Annotated in this window: 12 protein-coding genes; 5 read left to right on the top strand and 7 right to left on the bottom strand. The window is 18.0% G+C overall.

The window, feature by feature from the left end:
• Positions 1-277: 277 nt before the first annotated feature.
• From ACLHHF_RS00880 to tpiA, 4 genes are all read left to right on the top strand, one after another.
• Complete coding sequence (locus ACLHHF_RS00880; protein ID WP_411307948.1) at positions 278-1,222, top strand: DHH family phosphoesterase; 945 nt, start codon at positions 278-280, stop codon at positions 1,220-1,222.
• 83 nt (positions 1,223-1,305) lie between these two features.
• Positions 1,306-2,664: a tRNA uridine-5-carboxymethylaminomethyl(34) synthesis GTPase MnmE gene (mnmE, locus tag ACLHHF_RS00885; protein WP_411307949.1), complete on the top strand. Its 1,359-nt coding sequence runs from the start codon at positions 1,306-1,308 to the stop codon at positions 2,662-2,664.
• A gap of 43 nt (positions 2,665-2,707) precedes the next feature.
• Positions 2,708-4,642: a threonine--tRNA ligase gene (thrS, locus tag ACLHHF_RS00890; protein WP_411307950.1), complete on the top strand. Its 1,935-nt coding sequence runs from the start codon at positions 2,708-2,710 to the stop codon at positions 4,640-4,642.
• Between the two features lie 47 nt (positions 4,643-4,689).
• Complete coding sequence (gene tpiA, locus ACLHHF_RS00895; protein ID WP_411308000.1) at positions 4,690-5,496, top strand: triose-phosphate isomerase; 807 nt, start codon at positions 4,690-4,692, stop codon at positions 5,494-5,496.
• A 278-nt stretch (positions 5,497-5,774) separates the two neighbouring features.
• On the opposite strand, the gene ruvB is transcribed toward tpiA, so the two are convergent.
• Positions 5,775-6,773, bottom strand: a complete 999-nt coding sequence (gene ruvB, locus ACLHHF_RS00900; protein WP_411307951.1) for a Holliday junction branch migration DNA helicase RuvB — start codon at positions 6,771-6,773, stop codon at positions 5,775-5,777.
• A gap of 18 nt (positions 6,774-6,791) precedes the next feature.
• Positions 6,792-7,352 carry a Holliday junction branch migration protein RuvA gene (gene ruvA / locus ACLHHF_RS00905; RefSeq protein WP_411307952.1) on the bottom strand — a complete coding sequence of 187 codons (561 nt, stop codon included), beginning with the start codon at positions 7,350-7,352 and terminating at the stop codon, positions 6,792-6,794.
• 124 nt (positions 7,353-7,476) lie between these two features.
• On the opposite strand from ruvA, the gene ACLHHF_RS00910 reads away from it, so the two are divergent.
• Positions 7,477-10,485: a hypothetical protein gene (locus ACLHHF_RS00910; protein WP_411307953.1), complete on the top strand. Its 3,009-nt coding sequence runs from the start codon at positions 7,477-7,479 to the stop codon at positions 10,483-10,485.
• Between the two features lie 1,161 nt (positions 10,486-11,646).
• Here the strand turns inward: ACLHHF_RS00910 and plsY are convergent.
• The 5 genes from plsY to rplI form a co-directional block, all read right to left on the bottom strand.
• Complete coding sequence (plsY, locus tag ACLHHF_RS00915) at positions 11,647-12,261, bottom strand: glycerol-3-phosphate 1-O-acyltransferase PlsY (protein ID WP_411307954.1); 615 nt, start codon at positions 12,259-12,261, stop codon at positions 11,647-11,649.
• Positions 12,262-12,444: 183 nt separating this feature from the next.
• Positions 12,445-13,008 (bottom strand): L-threonylcarbamoyladenylate synthase, encoded by a 564-nt coding sequence (locus ACLHHF_RS00920; protein WP_411307955.1) that lies wholly within the window; start codon positions 13,006-13,008, stop codon positions 12,445-12,447.
• A gap of 48 nt (positions 13,009-13,056) precedes the next feature.
• Positions 13,057-14,097 carry a peptide chain release factor 1 gene (gene prfA / locus ACLHHF_RS00925; protein ID WP_411307956.1) on the bottom strand — a complete coding sequence of 347 codons (1,041 nt, stop codon included), beginning with the start codon at positions 14,095-14,097 and terminating at the stop codon, positions 13,057-13,059.
• A gap of 55 nt (positions 14,098-14,152) precedes the next feature.
• Positions 14,153-15,505: a replicative DNA helicase gene (gene dnaB / locus ACLHHF_RS00930; protein WP_411307957.1), complete on the bottom strand. Its 1,353-nt coding sequence runs from the start codon at positions 15,503-15,505 to the stop codon at positions 14,153-14,155.
• A gap of 2 nt (positions 15,506-15,507) precedes the next feature.
• Positions 15,508-18,018, bottom strand: coding sequence for a 50S ribosomal protein L9 (gene rplI / locus ACLHHF_RS00935; protein WP_411307958.1), 2,511 nt, complete (start codon positions 18,016-18,018; stop codon positions 15,508-15,510).
• Between the last annotated feature and the right edge of the window lie 70 nt (positions 18,019-18,088).

Consider the following 18,088-nt stretch of genomic DNA (forward strand, 5'->3'; position numbering starts at 1 on the left):
AATAAATTAAAAAAATAATTAAAAGTATTAATATAAAAGTCCTCTAACTATGACTTAAAAAATATATAATTTATTATTAATATAATTTAATACTAAAATTAACCATATAAAATTTAATTAGAATACAAAAAATTAGTATATAAAAATAAGATAAAAATGTATTATTTTAAATTTTGTCATAAAAATATAATAAACAAAATTTAATTTTTTTAAAAATTAAATAAAAAATAAATTATTTATTTTATAGAAATTAATAAACAAAAAAGAAAGTTAAAAAATGAATTTAATTAAAAAAAAAATTAAATATTTTAATACTATTATTATTCATGGTCACAAAACACCTGATGGTGATTGTTATGGCTCACAATTTGGTTTAAAAAATATAATTAAAAATACTTTTCCTGAAAAAAAAGTTTATGTTGTAGGCGAAAACAACCCTAATTTAAATTTTATTGGTATATTTGATCAAGTATCAGATTCTTTATATAAAGATGCTTTGGTTATTGTAGTTGATACTGGAGATAAAAATTTGATTAGTGATCAAAGATTTTTTTTAGGAAAAGAAATTATTTGGATTGATCATCATATTAAAAACAATATTATCATTGATGATAAAATTCATTATTGGATTGATATTTATTTTGCTTCTTGTTCGGAAATGATTTATATTTTAAAAGAAAAATTAAATATGAAACTAGATTTTAAAGGTGCTTTAGCGATTTATGTAGGTATTTTAACAGATAGTGGTAATTTTAAATATGATCGTGTTAATAGTACTACTTTTCATATTGTTTCTGAATTATTAAAATATGGTTTAAATATTCCTGAAATTGAACAAAAAATACATTCAGAAAGTTTAAATTTTTTAAAATATAAAGGTTATATTATAAAAAACTTAATTATTGATAAAGGATTTTGTTATGTTAATATTTCTTTAGATATTTTAAAAAAATTTAATTTAAGTTTGCAAGAAGCCCTTTCTGCTGTTAATTTATTAGAAAATTTAAAAGAAAATTATGTATGGGCTTTATTATTAGAAAAAGAAAACAACGAAATTAAAGTTAGTATTCGTTCAAGAGGACCAGAAATTTATAATATTTCAAAAAAATTTGGTGGTGGTGGTCATTTAAAAGCTTGTGGAGTAATTTTTAATTCTAAAGATAAATTATTTTTATTTTTTGAAGAAATTAAAAAATCAATTAATTTTTTTATTAATAAATAATTGTAATAAAAAATCTTATTAAAAATTTATTTGATAAGATTTTTTTAATTTAAAACGAAAGTGAAGGTTAATATTATAATTAAATGATTTTTGATACTATAGCAGCAATTATAACCCCTTTTGGAACAGGCGGGGTTAGTATTATTAGAATTAGTGGAACCAAAACCATAAAAGAAATAAAAAAAATTTTTAAAGGTAAAGATTTAAATAAAATGCTATCTCATACAATCACACATGGTTTTATTTTAAATAAAGATAATATTATTTTAGATGAAGTTTTGTTATCTTTATTTAAAAATCCTAAATCTTTTACTGGTGAAGATGTAATTGAAATTCATACCCATGGGGGAATTTTAATTACACAAATGGTTTTAGAAAGAATATTAGAATTAGAAATTAGAATGTCTTATCCAGGTGAATTTAGTAAAAGAGCTTATTTAAACCGTAAAATTGATTTAATACAAGCAGAATCAATTATGGATTTAATTTATGCTAAAAATGAAAATGCTATTAAAATAGCTAATTTAGGTTTACAAAAAAAAACTTCCCAATTAGTTATTAAATTAAGAGAAAAAATTTTAAACTTAATTTCTAAAATCGAAGTTAATATTGATTATCCCGAATATGAAGATACAATTATAATGTCTAAAGAAAATATTTTACCCAAAACTAAATTATTAATTAAAGAAATAAAAAATATTTTAAAACATTCTTATAAAACACGTTATTTAAAAGAAGGAATTGAAACTTTAATTATTGGTCGCCCTAATGTAGGAAAATCTAGTTTATTAAATTTTTTTTTAGAAGAAGAAAGATCTATTGTTTCTGATATACCAGGAACTACAAGAGATTTTGTAGATGTTTATTTAAATTTACAAGGAATTACATTACATTTAATTGATACCGCTGGTATTAGAAAAGCACAAGATAAAATAGAAAAAATTGGTGTTTTAAAAACTAAACAACTTTTAAAAAAAGCAGAATTAGTTTTATTAGTGTTAGATCAAAGTAATTATTTACAACCAGAAGACAAAGAATTATTAAATTTAACAAAAAATTACCCTCGAATTTTAATAGGCAATAAATCGGATTTAGAAAATAAAATTGAAAAACAAAAGTTACCAGAAGAAATTATTTTTATATCTACTATTAAAAAAAAGGGATTAGAAAAACTTAAAAATAATATTTTAAAAATTTTAAAACTAGATATTATTAAAGAAAAAGATTTTAATTATTTGTCAAACACAAGACATATTCAACAAATAAAAAAAACTTTATATTCTTTAGAAGATGCTTTAAATTCATTACAAAATAATATACCGGTAGATATTTGTGTAGATGATTTTAAGAAATCTTATGAATTTTTAGGTTTAATTTTAGGTGAATGCCAAACTGATGATTTAATAAAAAATTTATTTTCTAAATTTTGTTTAGGCAAATAATTGATAAAAATTAAAAACAAAAATCAATGGAGAAATTAAAAATATGATTAAAATTAAATTAAAAAATGGTTCAGAAGAATATTTTTCTAACGGAACTAATGTTTTAACTATTATAAAAAAGTGTTTAAAAAAATTAGAAAAAACAGCGGTAGCAGCTTTTTTTAATCAAAAATTAATTGAATTAAACACTCCTTTAAAAGAAGATGGAACACTAGAAATTATCAATTTCAATCACATCGAAAGTTTAAAAATGTTAAATCATACTACTTCTCATTTGATGTTGCAAGCATTAAGTATTAAATATCCCAATATATTACCAACTTTAGGAAATTTTAATGAAGAAGGATTTTATTATGATATTGATTTTCAAGAACATAAAGTTTCTAATCATGATTTCGATTCTATAGAAAAACAAATGCATAAAATTGCAGAAAAAAAATTAAATATATCTAAAAAAGAATTTACTTACGAACAAGCATTGAAAATCTTTAAAAATAATCATTATAAAAAAGAATTATTACAAGAAAATAAAAATAAAAAAATTACTATTTATCAACAAGGAGATTTTATTGATTTTTGTTCTGGTTTACATATTATAAACACTAAATTAATAAAATATTTTAAACTTTTAAAAATTTCTGGTGTTTATTTTAAAGGATATTCTGATAGAAAACAAATAATTAGAATTTATGGAACTTCTTTTTTTAATAAAATAGATTTAGATAATTATTTAAAAATTTTACAAGAAAAAAAAATGAATGATCACAAATACATTAATAAAAAGTTAAATTTTTTTATGCTATCACAAGAAGTAGGATTAGGTCTTCCTTTTTGGTTATCAAAAGGTAGTACTATAAGACGTATAATTGAGAGATATATTGTTGATAAAGAATTAATGGATGGATATGATCATGTTTATACACCCGTTATTGCTAATATTAATGTTTATTCAACTTCAGGTCATTTAGAACATTATCATGATAATATGTTCCCAGAAATGACTATGCCAAATGGAGAAAAATATGTTTTACGTCCTATGAATTGTCCACACCATATGATGATTTATAAAAATAAAATTTATAGTTATAGAGAATTACCAGTTAGAATAGCTGAATTAGGAATGATGCATCGTTTAGAAAAATCAGGTGCAGTTTCTGGTTTAGAAAGAGTAAGAGAAATGACTTTAAATGATGCTCATATTTTTATTAGAACAGATCAAATTAAAGAAGAATTTAAAAAAATTGTAAATTTTATTCGAGAAGTATATAAAGATTTTGATATTAATGATTATATATTTCGTTTAAGTTATCGTGATCCTTTGGATAAAAAAAAATATTTTAATGATGATGAAATGTGGAATAAAGCAGAACATATTTTAAAAGAAATTATGTTAGAATTAAAATTAAATTTTATCGAAGTTAAAGGCGAAGCTGCTTTTTATGGTCCTAAATTAGATGTTCAAGTTTTGACAGCTTTAGGACATGAAGAAACTTTATCTTCTGTTCAAATTGATTTTTTATTACCAAAAAGATTCGGATTAAATTATATTGGTGAAAATGGAAAAAAATATTCACCTATATTAATCCATCGTTGTATTGTTTCCACTATGGAAAGATTTTTTTCCTATTTATTAGAAAGATATAAAGGTTTTTTTCCTTTTTGGTTAGCACCTTTGCAAATTATTTTAATTCCTATTAATTTAGATAATCACTTAATATATGCAAAAAAAATTCAATCTATTTTATTAAAAAATGGTTTTAGAGTTGAAATTAATCAAAAAGATTATACTTTAGGTTATAAAATTAGAGAAGCTCAAAAATTAAAAATACCTTATCAAATAGTTATTGGTGATAAAGAAATAAAAAATGATATAATTACTTTTAGAGAATATAAAAAAGATTTACAAATAATGATGAAAATTGATAAATTTATTAATTTATTAATAGAAAAAATGAATCAAAAATCAATAATATTATAATAATTTTTATTTTAATTATATTTATAAAATAAAAATTAAGTTAGGAAATTTTCAATATGAAAAGAAAAATTTTAATCGCCGGCAATTGGAAAATGTATAAATCTAAAGATGAAGCACTAGAATTTATTTATCAAATTAATACTAAAATACCTTCTTTTGAACAAATAGAAACAATTATTTTTCCTCAATTTACTTTATTAGATTCTTTGATTCAACGAGAAGGATCTAAATTACAAATTGGAGCTCAAAATACTTTTCATAAAAAAGAAGGTCCTTTTACTGGTGAAGTTTCTCCAACAAATTTAAAACAATTAGGCGTTAAATATGTTTTATTAGGTCATAGTGAAAGAATAAATTTATTTTATGAAACCTATGAATTAATTAATTTAAAAATTTTAGCTTCTTTAAAAGAAAAATTAAAAATAATTTTATGTATAGGTGAAAATTTTAAAATTAATGAAATTAAAAAAAAAGAATTATTTTTAGCTGAAAAATTTAAAAAATTATTTAATGGAGTTTCATTAACAGATTTTAAAAACATTGTTATTGCTTATGAGCCTTCTTGGTCTATTGGTACAGGAGAAATTGCTAATTTATTCGATATTAATCAAACATTTAAATTTATTAGAAAAAAAATTTCTCAATTTTTTTCTTTAGAAATAGCTAATAAAACAAGAATTATTTATGGTGGTTCTGTTAATTTTTCTAATATTCAAGATATTTTAGAACAAGAAGAAATTGATGGCGTTTTAGTTGGTAATTCTTCTTTAAAAGTAAAAGACTTTTTATTTTTAACAGAAATTGCTAAAAAAGTTGCTTTAAATAAAAATAATTTTTATGATAAAAAAATATAATTAATTTTTAATATAATAATTCTTTTTAACAATTTATAAAAAAAACTCCTTTTAAAACGGAGTTTTTTTTATATTAAATAAATATAAATTATAATATTTTTTAAAATTTTTTTTAAAAAAAATTTTTGTAATATTTTGATATTTTAAAATTTTTTTAATCTATTTTATAAACAAAAATTATAACTAAATTTTTAAATTTAAAAATTTAAATTATTTTATTGTTAAAAAACATAAAATTTTTAAAAATAAATATTTATTATATTTGTGTCAATATTAAATTATTTATTTTTATCATTTTTAAAAAGTTTAAATGTTAAAGATGTTGCTATTCTTCCTCTTTTTGTTCTTTTAATATAACCTTTTTTTAGCAAATAAGGTTCATATATATCTTCAATAGTAGAAACTTCTTCTCCAATATTTGCAGCAATATTTTTTATTCCAACCGGTCCACCTTCAAATTTTTCTATTAAACTTTTTAAATATATATAATCAGTATTATCTAAACCATTTTTATCAATAGTTAGTTTTTCTAAAGCTATTTTAGCAATATGTTCATCAATCAAACCTTTATTATAAACATCAGCAAAATCTCTAATTCTTCTAAAAAGTCGATTTGCAATCCTCGGTGTACCTCTACTTCTTTTTACTAATTTTTTTAAAGTATTATTATCAATTTTTGTATTATAAACTAATGAAGTTCTTTTTATAATTAATTCTAATTCATCTTCGGAATAATAATTTAATTTTAAAATTAAACCAAAACGATCTCTCAAAGGAGAAGAAATATCACCAAATCTAGTAGTAGCTCCTATTAAAGTAAAAGGAGGCAAATCAATTCTAATAGATTTTTTTTCATTTTCTGATCCTAAAATAATATCTAAAACATAATCTTCCATCGCAGAATATAAAATTTCTTCAATTGATTTAGGTAAACGATGTATTTCATCAATAAATAAAACATCTCCAATTTGTAAACTACTTAATGTAGCAGCTAAATCGCCACTTCTTTCCATAGCGGCACCACTAGTAATTTTAAAATTAACATTTAATTCTTTAGCAACAATTTTAGCTAAAGTTGTTTTACCCAAACCTGGCGGACCATAAATTAATAAGTGTTCCAAAGATTCTTTTCTTTTTTTAGCAGCTTTTATATATACAGATAAAATCTCTTTAAGGTTTTTCTGACCCATATATTCTTTCAAAGTTTCTGGTCTTAAACTTTTTTCTTTTTCATCAATAGTAGATAATTTTAATTCAGAATTTTTATTTAATTTCATTATTTTATAACCTTTTTATTAAATATTTTTCGCTAATTTTGATAAAGCTTCTTTTGTCATTAATTCTAATTCTTTTTTATCATCAATTTGATTTAAAACTGATTTAATTTCATTTTTAACAAAACCTAAATTTAATAAAATTTTTTCCAATTCTTTTTGTTTTTGATTTAAAATTATTTTTTCCGAAAATATTAAACTACCTTTTAATTTTAAAATTATTTGTTGAGCGGATTTAATACCAATTCCGGGAAATTTTCTTAAATACAAATCATCATTATTTTCGATAGCTTGTAAAACTTTTTCTAAATTATCTTTTTCAGCAAGCATTAAAGCACTTTTAGGTCCTATAGTAGGTACATCTAGTAATTTTTTAAAAAAAAATAAATTTTTATGTTTATTAAAACCATATAAAATTTGTAAATTTTCTTTAATATGAAAATGAATAAAAAATTTATATTCTTTATTTATTTCATAAAAAGAAGGATTAGAAACTATAATATGATAACCAATATTATTATTATCAACTACAACAAAGTTTTGACCAATATTTACTAATTTACCTTTAATATAAGAATACATAAAAACTCCCTTAAATTATTATTTATAAAAATTTATAATTATAATTATATCTTATAAATAAGTATGTTATAATAATTTAAGTATGTTTTTTTAAATATCATTTTATTAATTAAGGAGAATTTTTATGTCATCTTCTGAAAAAAAATTTTTAAAAAATACTTTAGATTCTAATTATATTGTTAAAAATCAACAACTTTTAACAAATAAAAATAAAAAAAATGAGGAAATTTTAAAAAAAAAAATAAAATATTTAGATGATGAATTTCTAATTTTAGTTAAAACTTTAAATGAACAAAATTGGAAAAATATTTTTGTTTCTAAAAATAATTTAAAAAAAATTATGCTTTATCAAAAAAAATTAAAAGAAGAAAAAATATCTAAAGAAAATAAAAAACAAAAGTTATTAATTAAAGAATTAATTCAACAAAAAAATAAAAATAAATTAAAAATTCAAAATTTACATATTGATTTTATAAAACAAAAAAATCAAATTCAAAAACAAACTGTAGAAAAAATACAACAAATAGAAAATCTTTTTTTTAAAAAAAATGAAAATATAGAAAATGAATTAAAATTTTTAGAACAAAAACAAATTCAACAAGATTATAATCATTCTCAACAAGAAAAAATTTTAGATAAAATTTTTAAAGAAAAAAATGCTTATTTGAATTCACAAATAAATATTATTAATAAAGAATTACAAGAAAAAATAATAATAAATATTAAAAAAAAACAAAAAAATAAAGATATTTTAGAAAAAACAGAAAAAAAAAATATTATACTTTTTGAAAAAAAAATTAATAAAACAAATGATATTTATCAACAAAATTTTTTTATTCATTATAAAATTTTTGATCAAATACAAAAAGATTATTTAGAAAAAAAACAAGTTTTACAAGAAAAAATAAAAAAATGTTTTGACAAAAAAAAAATAATTTATTTTATTCATAATATTTTTTTACCGATAATTTTAGATAAAAATAATATTTATAAAATTTTTTTAAAATTATTAAATAAAAATAAAAAAAATAATTTAATTCATTTAAAAAAATTAACTTCTTGGCGTCAAAAAAATTTTTTTATTAAATTATCTAATCAAAAAAAAATTAAATTTTTAAACTATATACATTATTTAGAAATTCAAAAATTTAAACATAAAAAACAACAAGATGAAATTATTTTTGATAAAAATCAAGAACAATATCAATTATTAAATTTAACAAAAATCAATTTTATTAAAATGCAAACAGAATTAAATTTAAATATTAATAAAGAAAAAAAATATTTATTAAATATTCAAAATTATGAATTAAAAGAAGAAATTCAAAATAAAAAAATACAATTAAAAATAGAAAAAGAAAATATTTTAAATGAATTAGAATATCAAAAAAATTTTTTAAATTTAAATCAAATTTATCAACAAAAAAAAAATTTATTAATTTTACAATTAAAATTAGAAAAAAATAAATTTCAATTAAAAGATATTGAAAAAATTTATAAAAAACGTCAACAAATTATTAATTTAGAACAAAAAATAGAAAATTTAAAATTTTTTAATAACATAAATATGCAAATAAATTATATTTTTCATAATCAAGAAAAAAAAAATTTTTTCACTAAATATCAAATTCAAAAACATAAAATTACAAATTTATTAGAAAAATCTTATTTAAAACAAGATTTTAATTTAAAACAAATATTAGAATTTATAAAAAAATATATTTTTTTTGATGATATAATAAAAATTACTAACCCTATTTTTTATAAAATTAATTATTATTTAAATGAAATCAATATTAATCAAAATATTTTTACTGAAAATTTAAATAAAATTAATAATTTATTTAATTTTATTTCTAAAAAAATTATTGATAAAAAATATCAAAATTATTATTTTTTTTATAAAAAAAAATATTTATTTGAAAAACAAAAAATTAATAATGAAATTCAAATAGCTAAAGAAATAATATTATATTACGAAAATAATCTTTCTTTTATACGACAATTAATACAAAAAAAACAAAATATTTCTTATGATAATAAATATCGTTTAAATTATTTTTTAGAAAAAAAAATAAAAAAATATGAAAAAAATAATCTTATTTTAAAAAAAAATTTAAAAAAATTAAATAATAAAATAAAAATATTAACTAAAAAACATCAAAAAAATATTTTTGAATTAAAACAAGAACAATTTAAAATAATTGAAATTAATAATATTTTACAAATAGAAATATTAAATAATTTAAATCAAAAAAAAATAAATATTGAAAATAATAAATTATTTCAAAAATATAGAAATAATTTATTAAAAAAAAATTTTAAAAAAATTTTAAAAAAATTTCAAAAAAACATTAACTTTATTTATGAACAAAATAAATTAAAAAAAAATAAAATAATAAAAAATTTTAACTTTTTTAAAAAAGAAAAAAATAATATGCTAATTTTTAAAAATAATCTTATTGAAGAAAACAAAAAAAAAATAGATATTTTTTATGATTTAGTGATAAGTATTATTGAAAATATAAATATTATTAATCAAGAATATAAAAACAAAAAAAAATTAGAAAAAAAAATAAATTTAAAAAAAGAAAAAAAACAAATTATTAATATAATTAAAAATAAATTTGTTTATATGAAAAATACCACTTGTTTAATAGAAGAAAATTTAAAAGAAGCTAATTTAAATATTATAAAAGAATTTAAAGAAGAACAAAAAAAATTAAATAAAGTATTTAACTTAAAAAGAGAAGAATTAAATTTAAAACTAAGAAAAAGATTTTTATATTTTAAAAAAATAAAAAAATTAAAAAAAAATAATGAACATTATAATATGAATTATTTTCAAAATATTAAAAAGCAATTATTATATAAATTTAAAAAAAATAAAAATAAAAATGATAAAAAAATTAAAAAAATTAATTTTATAATTAAAAAAAATAATTTTTTTTTAATTATAAAAATTAAAAAAATAATTTTTTTAGAAAAAATTAAATTATTTTTGATTATCATTTTAATTTATTTTAAATATTTAATTAAAAAAATTGAAATTAAAAAAAATCAAAAAAAATCAAAAAAAAATATTAAAAAAGAAAATAATATAGAAAAAAAAATTTATTTATTAAATATTTGAAATATTAGAATAATTTATTTTAAATTTAATTTCTTAATAATTTAAATAATCTAATTAAAAACAATGCCAAAGTAAAGTGTACTGTTACTTACTTACCTTTAATTTAATAGTAGAAAAAATATTGATATTATTTCTGAAAATAAATTTATAATTAAAATACTTAAGAATTTTAAAATAGATTTAAAAATAATAGATTTTAAAAATATATATTTTTTATAATAATAAATAAAATATTAAAATTATATAACTTTAAAAAGATAATTATAAAAATAAAAAATATTATAATCATTATTATTTTTATAATCTTAAAAAAAATTTACTTTTTATCATTTAAAAATTATTTTTCAAAATCTTAATAATATAATTTACATTATTTTAATAATAAACAAAATAAATATCAAAAAATGAAGAAAAAAATTAAAAACTTTTAAATATAAATAGATTAAGAGTTTAAAGCAAAATGAACTAAAAAATAAAAATACTTAAAAGTACAAAAATAAAATAAAAAAAGTTTTATTAAATTAACTTTATAATAAACAAAAAAAATTTGTCAAATTTTTATTAAAACTAACTGAATTAATTTTTTTTTAAAAGTTTTTTTTCTTATGTTAATTTTTATTACACACATTCAATTAATAAATAGTAAAAAAAAGGAAAATAACTATTTATCAATTGATTCCTATGTGATAAAAATTAAAATATACTCAATTTAGATAACAAAAAAAGTTAAACTGTTTATTTTTTTAATAAACAATTTAGCTTGTTTTAAAAGCTTAATTTATTTTATTTTTTATGTTTTTTGGTGGTACCAAAAAGTGGGTCACTGAAATTAAATATTTAATTTTAAAAAGTATTTAAATGTCCACTTTTGAGATTTAAAGACTTTGAAGATAATAATGAAACTAAATATCAAAGGTGGACATTTTTGTGAGAGAATGCATTTGTTTCAATTTAGAACTTTCCATTTATTTCCTATCTTTCTCAAAAAATTAAATATTTTTTATTTTAATTTATAAAGTTAAAGTGGTTAAAAAAAATAATAAATTAATAAAAGTAAATAAAAATAAAATTAAAAAATGTATAATAAATTAAAATAGTTTAGAATTTTTTATAAAAAATTTATATTATATTACTATAATATAAAATATTTAAAAAATATTATTATTTTTTAAAATTAAACTTATATTCATTTTTATTAATTAAATTTAAAATATTTTTTTTATGTTTAAATAAAATTATAATGTTAATAAAAAAAATAGTAATTAATTCAAATTTACCAACTGAATCTACAAATAAAAACAAAATATAAATAAAAAAAATAGTTAAAATTGAAGATAACGATGAATAACCAGAAATTAAAAAAATAATGATAAAAAATAACATACCTAATAAACCACAAACAGGTTCTAATCCACAAAACATACCTACTGTAGTAGCTACAGCTTTACCACCTTTAAAATTAGTAAAAAATGGATAAATATGTCCTAAAATAGAAAATAATCCAAATATAATTCTATAATTATTTTCTTTAAAAAAAAATACAGCTAAAAAACCTTTAAAAAAATCAAAAAAACAAGTAACAAGACCATATTTAAAACCTAAAATTCTAGCAGCATTACTAGTTCCGATATTTTTAGAACCTAAAAAACGTAAATCTTTTTTTTTAAATAATTTACCTATTACTAAACCTGTAGGAAAAGATCCTACAAAATAAAAACTAATAGCAATAAAAAAATTATTAATAAACAATAAAAAATCACTACTAATATTCAACATTGTGTCAATTTCTTCCTTTTTATTTTGATTTTTTTTATAAAAATTAATTATAAATTTTATCTTATATTATTATAAATTATTTTAATTTTATATAAAAAATAAAATAATTAAAATCATAATAAAAAAGATTAAATAATTTTAAATTATAATTATTAAAAATTAATAAATATAGTAATATAATTTTTAATAATTATAAATAACTTTATAAATCATTTTTTTAGTAATAGAACCTTCTCTTAAAATTTTAAAATTATTATTAAATTGCAAATCTAAAACAGTAGAAGGTAATTTTGATAAATTTTTATCTGAATTATAAAAAATATAATCAACTTTTTTTTCATATTTTTGACAAATAACTTTATAATTATTTAAAGGCGGCAACCCGCTAATATTAACAGAAGTAGTTTTTAAAGGTCCATATTTTTTTAATAATTTTAAAGCTAATAAATTTTTAGGTTGTCTAATACCCAAGTTTTTTTCTTTATTTTTTTTTTTATAAAAAGAGGTAGTTTTTAAGATTAAAGTTAAAGGGCCAGGCCAAAAATAATTCATTAATTTTCTAGATATTGAATTAATTTTTACAAAATTTCTAACTTGTGATAAATCAGCAATTAAAACAGATAATGGTTTTGAAAAATCTCTTTTTTTTAATTCATAAATTTTATTAATTCCTTCGTTATCATTAATTTTAGCTGCTATACCATAAATTGTATCCGTAGGAAAAATAATTAATGATCCTTTTTTCATATTAAAATTATTAGATTTTATATTTAATTTAAATAAATAACTAAAATTTTATTTTTTATATTCATTAATTAAAGGTTCAATGATAAAATCTAATTTCCCTTCCATAATAATATCTAATTTCTTTAAATTTAAAGAAATACGATGATCAGTAATACGATTTTGTGGATAATTATAAGTTCTTATTTTTTCACTACGTTCACCACCACCAATTAAAAACTTTCTTTTTTTATTTTCTTTTTCTGTATTTTTTTTATTAATTTTATCATAAATTCTAGCTTTTAATAAACTAAATGCTTTTTTTTTATTTTCATGTTGACTCTTACCTATTTGACAAGCAACACTAATATTAGTTGGTAAATGAGTTAAACGAACTGCTGATTTAGTAGTATTAACTGATTGACCGCCTGGACCACTAGAATTAAAAGTATCAAAACGAATATCTTTCCAATCAATTTTAAAATCTATTTCGTCTACTTCAGGCATAACTAAAACTGTAGAAGTAGAAGTATGAATGCGTCCTTGTACTTCAGTATTTGGTACTCTTTGAACACGATGAACACCAGATTCATACTTTAAAAAATAATATACTTTTTTACCAGATAAAATAAATTCTACTGAAGAAATACCACCTTTAATATTAGTCATTAAATTTAAAATTTCTATTTTCCAATTTTTTAATTCAGCATATTTACAATACATTCTAAATAAATCTGCGGAAAAAAGATTAGCTTCATCTCCGCCAGCAGCACCTTTAATTTGCATAATAACATTTTTATTATCTTCTGGTTCAAGTGGAAATAATGAATATTTTAATTTTTTGATTTCATTTTGTATTTTTTCGTTTAAAATTTTTTGTTCTTGAAAAGCTAATTCTAATAAATCATTATTATTAGAATTATTTTTAATAAAATGTTTTATTTTAAATAATTCTTTTTCTAAATTTAAATATTCATTATAAGTATCAATAATTACTTTTAAATTTCCTATTTCTTTAAATAATTGAACTTTTTTTTTAGAATTTTCTTCTAATAAAATTAATTTTTGTAAATCTAAATATTTTTGATTTATTTTTTTTAATTTATCAAACATTTTTTTACTATTTTCCTTATTATAATAAGTTTTTTATATATTTTTATTAAAATATCTATATTTCTTCTATAAAAGATAAAGTTGTAAGATTAAAATCAAATTTTTTAATACCAATAATGCCTTGACGATTTTTAGAAATAATTAAATCTACTTTAACTAAATCATTCTTCCCAAATTGATTTTTATCTTTAACATAATAATCATCACGATATAAAAACATTACAACATCAGCATCTTGTTCAATCGAACCAGAATCTCTTAAATCGGATAGTATTGGTCTTTTATCTTCTCTTTTTTCTACATCGCGAGATAATTGTGATAAAGCTAAAACTGGAATTTTTAACTCTCTTGCCATTTGTTTTAAATTTCGTGAAATATTTGATATTTCTTCTTGTCGATTACTTTTTTGATCAGAATTATGAATTAATTGTAAATAATCAATTATAACAAAATCTAATTTATTTTCATACTTAAGTTTACGACATTGACTTTTAATTGTTGAAATATTTACAGAAGATGAATCATCAAAAAAAATATTATACTCACTTATTTCATCACAAGTTGTTTTAATCATGTTTAATTCATGTTCACTTAAACCTCTACTTAATTGAATTTTTTTATGATATATTTTAGTTTTAAAACTTAATATTCTAGTTCCAATTTGTTCATTAGACATTTCTAAACTAAAAATAGCTATTCCTGGCGGAGTTACGTTAACTCTAGACATATTTAAAGCTAAATTCATAACAAAAGCACTTTTTCCCATAGCCGGTCTAGAAGCTAATACAATAAATTCTTCTGATTTAAAACCTAGTGTAATTTCATCTAAACTATTAAATCCAGTTCTTAAACCAATTACTCTATCATCAGAATTACGAGTATTAATAGTTTTTTCTTGAATAGATTTTAATAAACTTCTAATTTCTATAAAAAAATTAGTTTTTCTTTTTTGTGATAATTCAAAAATTTTAGATTCGGCTAAATCTAAATAACTTTGAACATCAATTTCATCATTATAACCCTGAACATTAATAGCAGCACTAACCTCAATCAATTCTCTTTTCAAAGCTGCTTCTTTAATTAATTCTATATAAGTTTCTAAATTTTTAATATCAGAAATTAAATTAACTAAATCAATTAAATAATATATATCCATTTCTTTATCTTCTGATATATTTTTTTCTTTTAATAAAGAATGAACCGAAATATAATCAATTTCTTTTTTTTGTTTAAATAAATCTTTCATTGCTTGAAAAATATCTTTATGTTTGATATCAAAAAAATCTTCTACATTTAGAACATCATCAATAAAAGACATTTTTTGAGGATTTAAAAAAATAATTCCTAAAATCGCTTGCTCAGCTTCAAAATGAAAAGGTAATTTTTTTCTTGTTATAACATTTTTCATTATTAAATCTTCTTATCATCAATAACATTAACTAAAAAATAAGCTTTAATTTCATTAGTTAAAATAACTTCTATTTTATAAATACCTAAAGAATTAATTTCACTATCTAAACATATTTTTTTTCTATCAATCAAAATATTATATATTTTATGAAATTCTTCTATAATTCGTTTTGAAGTAACTTTTCCATAAATTTTTCCATTAGGTCCTAATTTTACATTAATATTAATTTTTTTATTATCAATTTCTGATTTTAATTTGGACATTAAAATTTCATGATTACGTTTTTTTTCTATCTCATCATTTTGTTCTTTTTTTATTTTTTCAATATTTTCATTATTAGCTAATAAAGCTTTTTTACTTTTTATTAAAAAATTACCATAAATAGGAGTAACTTCAATAATTTCACCTTTTAAACCTTTATTTTTAACATCTTCTAATAAAATAATTTTCATACTAACACCAATTTCATATTCTAATTTTAATAATTTTTTTAATTTTTGAACAGTTTTTTCAATATTATCATTTTTAATTTGAGTAGCCGCACTATTTAAATGCCCTCCCCCACCTAACTGTTCCATTAATATTTGCACATTAACATTATTATAAGATCTTGCACTAATACCAATAGTGTTTTCATTTAATTTAGTAAATGTAAAAGCAGCATCAATATTTTGAATATCTAAAACTGTTTCTGAAACTTGTGCTAAAAAAGATCTATTATCATAAATTTGTTCACTTTTAACAATAGCAAATCTTCCCATATAAATTTCCATTTTATCAATTAATTTATTTATTTCTAAAATTTTTATAAAATCATTTCTTAACCAAGATTTAACTTCCATACTATCTGCACCTAAATCTTTTAACTTAGCTAAAACTTCAAAAGTTATAGAACTAGTACGATAAGTAAAATTATTAGTATCTAATAAAATTCCTGCATACATAATACTTGATTCAAAAGGGGTAAATATAATTTCTTTCCCTAAAAAAGGTATTAATTCTACGATTAATTCTACAGTAGAAGAAGCAGAAGAATTTAAATAAGCAAAAAGACTTTTAATATTGTCATTTGGTGTACGATGATGATCAATAACAACAATATTATCAGTTAAAGAAAGTAATTGAGGACTGTTAGTTATTTCTTTTGATTGAGTATCTAAAACAACTAAAGTATCATTTTTTTGAATCATTTTTTTTGCTTTATCAGTAACAATAATATTATTTTTTATTTCTGGAATTTGATTTATAAGTTTATGATAGACAAAAGTAACACTAGGGTCTAATTTATCTTCATCTATAATTAAATATTGCCTATTAAAATTATTTATACTAGAAGCAATTCTATAAAAAGTTATCATGGATGCTAAAGAATCAAAATCAGTATTATTATGTCCCATAATAAAACAATCATTATTTTTATTTAGTATATCTAATAAAATTTGTGCATTAACTCTAACATTAACTTTCGAATTTTTAATAAATGAATCAGTCTTAGCACCAAAAAATTTAATATTTTCATTTTCTATATTTACAACTGCTTGATCTCCACCTCTTTTTTGAGATAATTCAATAGCATTTTGCGCATAAGAAGCTAATTTATCATAAGATAAATTCCAACAAGCAATCCCAATTGAAAGTGTAATTTTTAATTGATATTTATTAGAAATATTTCTAACTTGTTCTAATATTGAAAATTTATCTTTTATAATAATTTCTAATTTTTCTCTATTGATAAGCAATAAAAAACGATTATCAAATAATTTTTTTAAATAACCTTCGTAATTTTCTGCAAATTCAGAAATGACTGTCAAATATTGACCTTGAATATGGGATTGTTCGGATAAATCATAGTGTATTAAAGACTCTTCTAAATTATCAAAAGATAAAATTGATAAAGCTGGTGTTTTTTGATAATAAAGTTTTTTGATTTGTTCTTTTTCTGTAACATTAAACAAATAAAAAACATTAAATTCTTTTTTATATAAACATTCAAATTTCTCTTGACCAATATTTATAATAGTTTTATTATTATCAGAAATGTTAGTTAATTTTTCCATTTCTTCATTTAAATTTTTTAAAGGTGTGTTAATTACAGGATTTTTTAAAATAAAATTAGCATAAGGATTTAACCATTGAACACCTTTTTCAATATCATCAATTAAAACAATACCTATAGGTAGTTTATTAAAAACTTCTTCACCGACTTGATTTACATAATAAGATAATTTAGACCATAAAGAAAGTTTATTTCTTAAACGATTAATTTCAAAATAATTTTGAAAATTCAATAAAAATCCCATGCATAAAATTAATAAAAATATTTTCACTAAAAGACTAAAAGTAGTAAAAGTAGTCCATGCCTTTTTTATTGATGTTTCTCCACCAACTATTGTATTTTTAATATTACTTTTAATACTAATAAAATCCATAGTCAAACTAATAAATAATATAAAAATAAATATCACACAACATAAAATAAAAATAGTTTTATAGTTAATTTTTTTGAACATAAAATTTAATAAAACTCTTTCTTTTATATTTTTAAATATTATAAAAAAACAAACAGAATTAAAGTATTCT

The sequence above is a fragment of the Candidatus Phytoplasma pyri genome (genome assembly GCF_046600495.1).
GTDB classification, from domain to species: Bacteria; Bacillota_I; Bacilli_A; order Acholeplasmatales; family Acholeplasmataceae; genus Phytoplasma; species Phytoplasma pyri.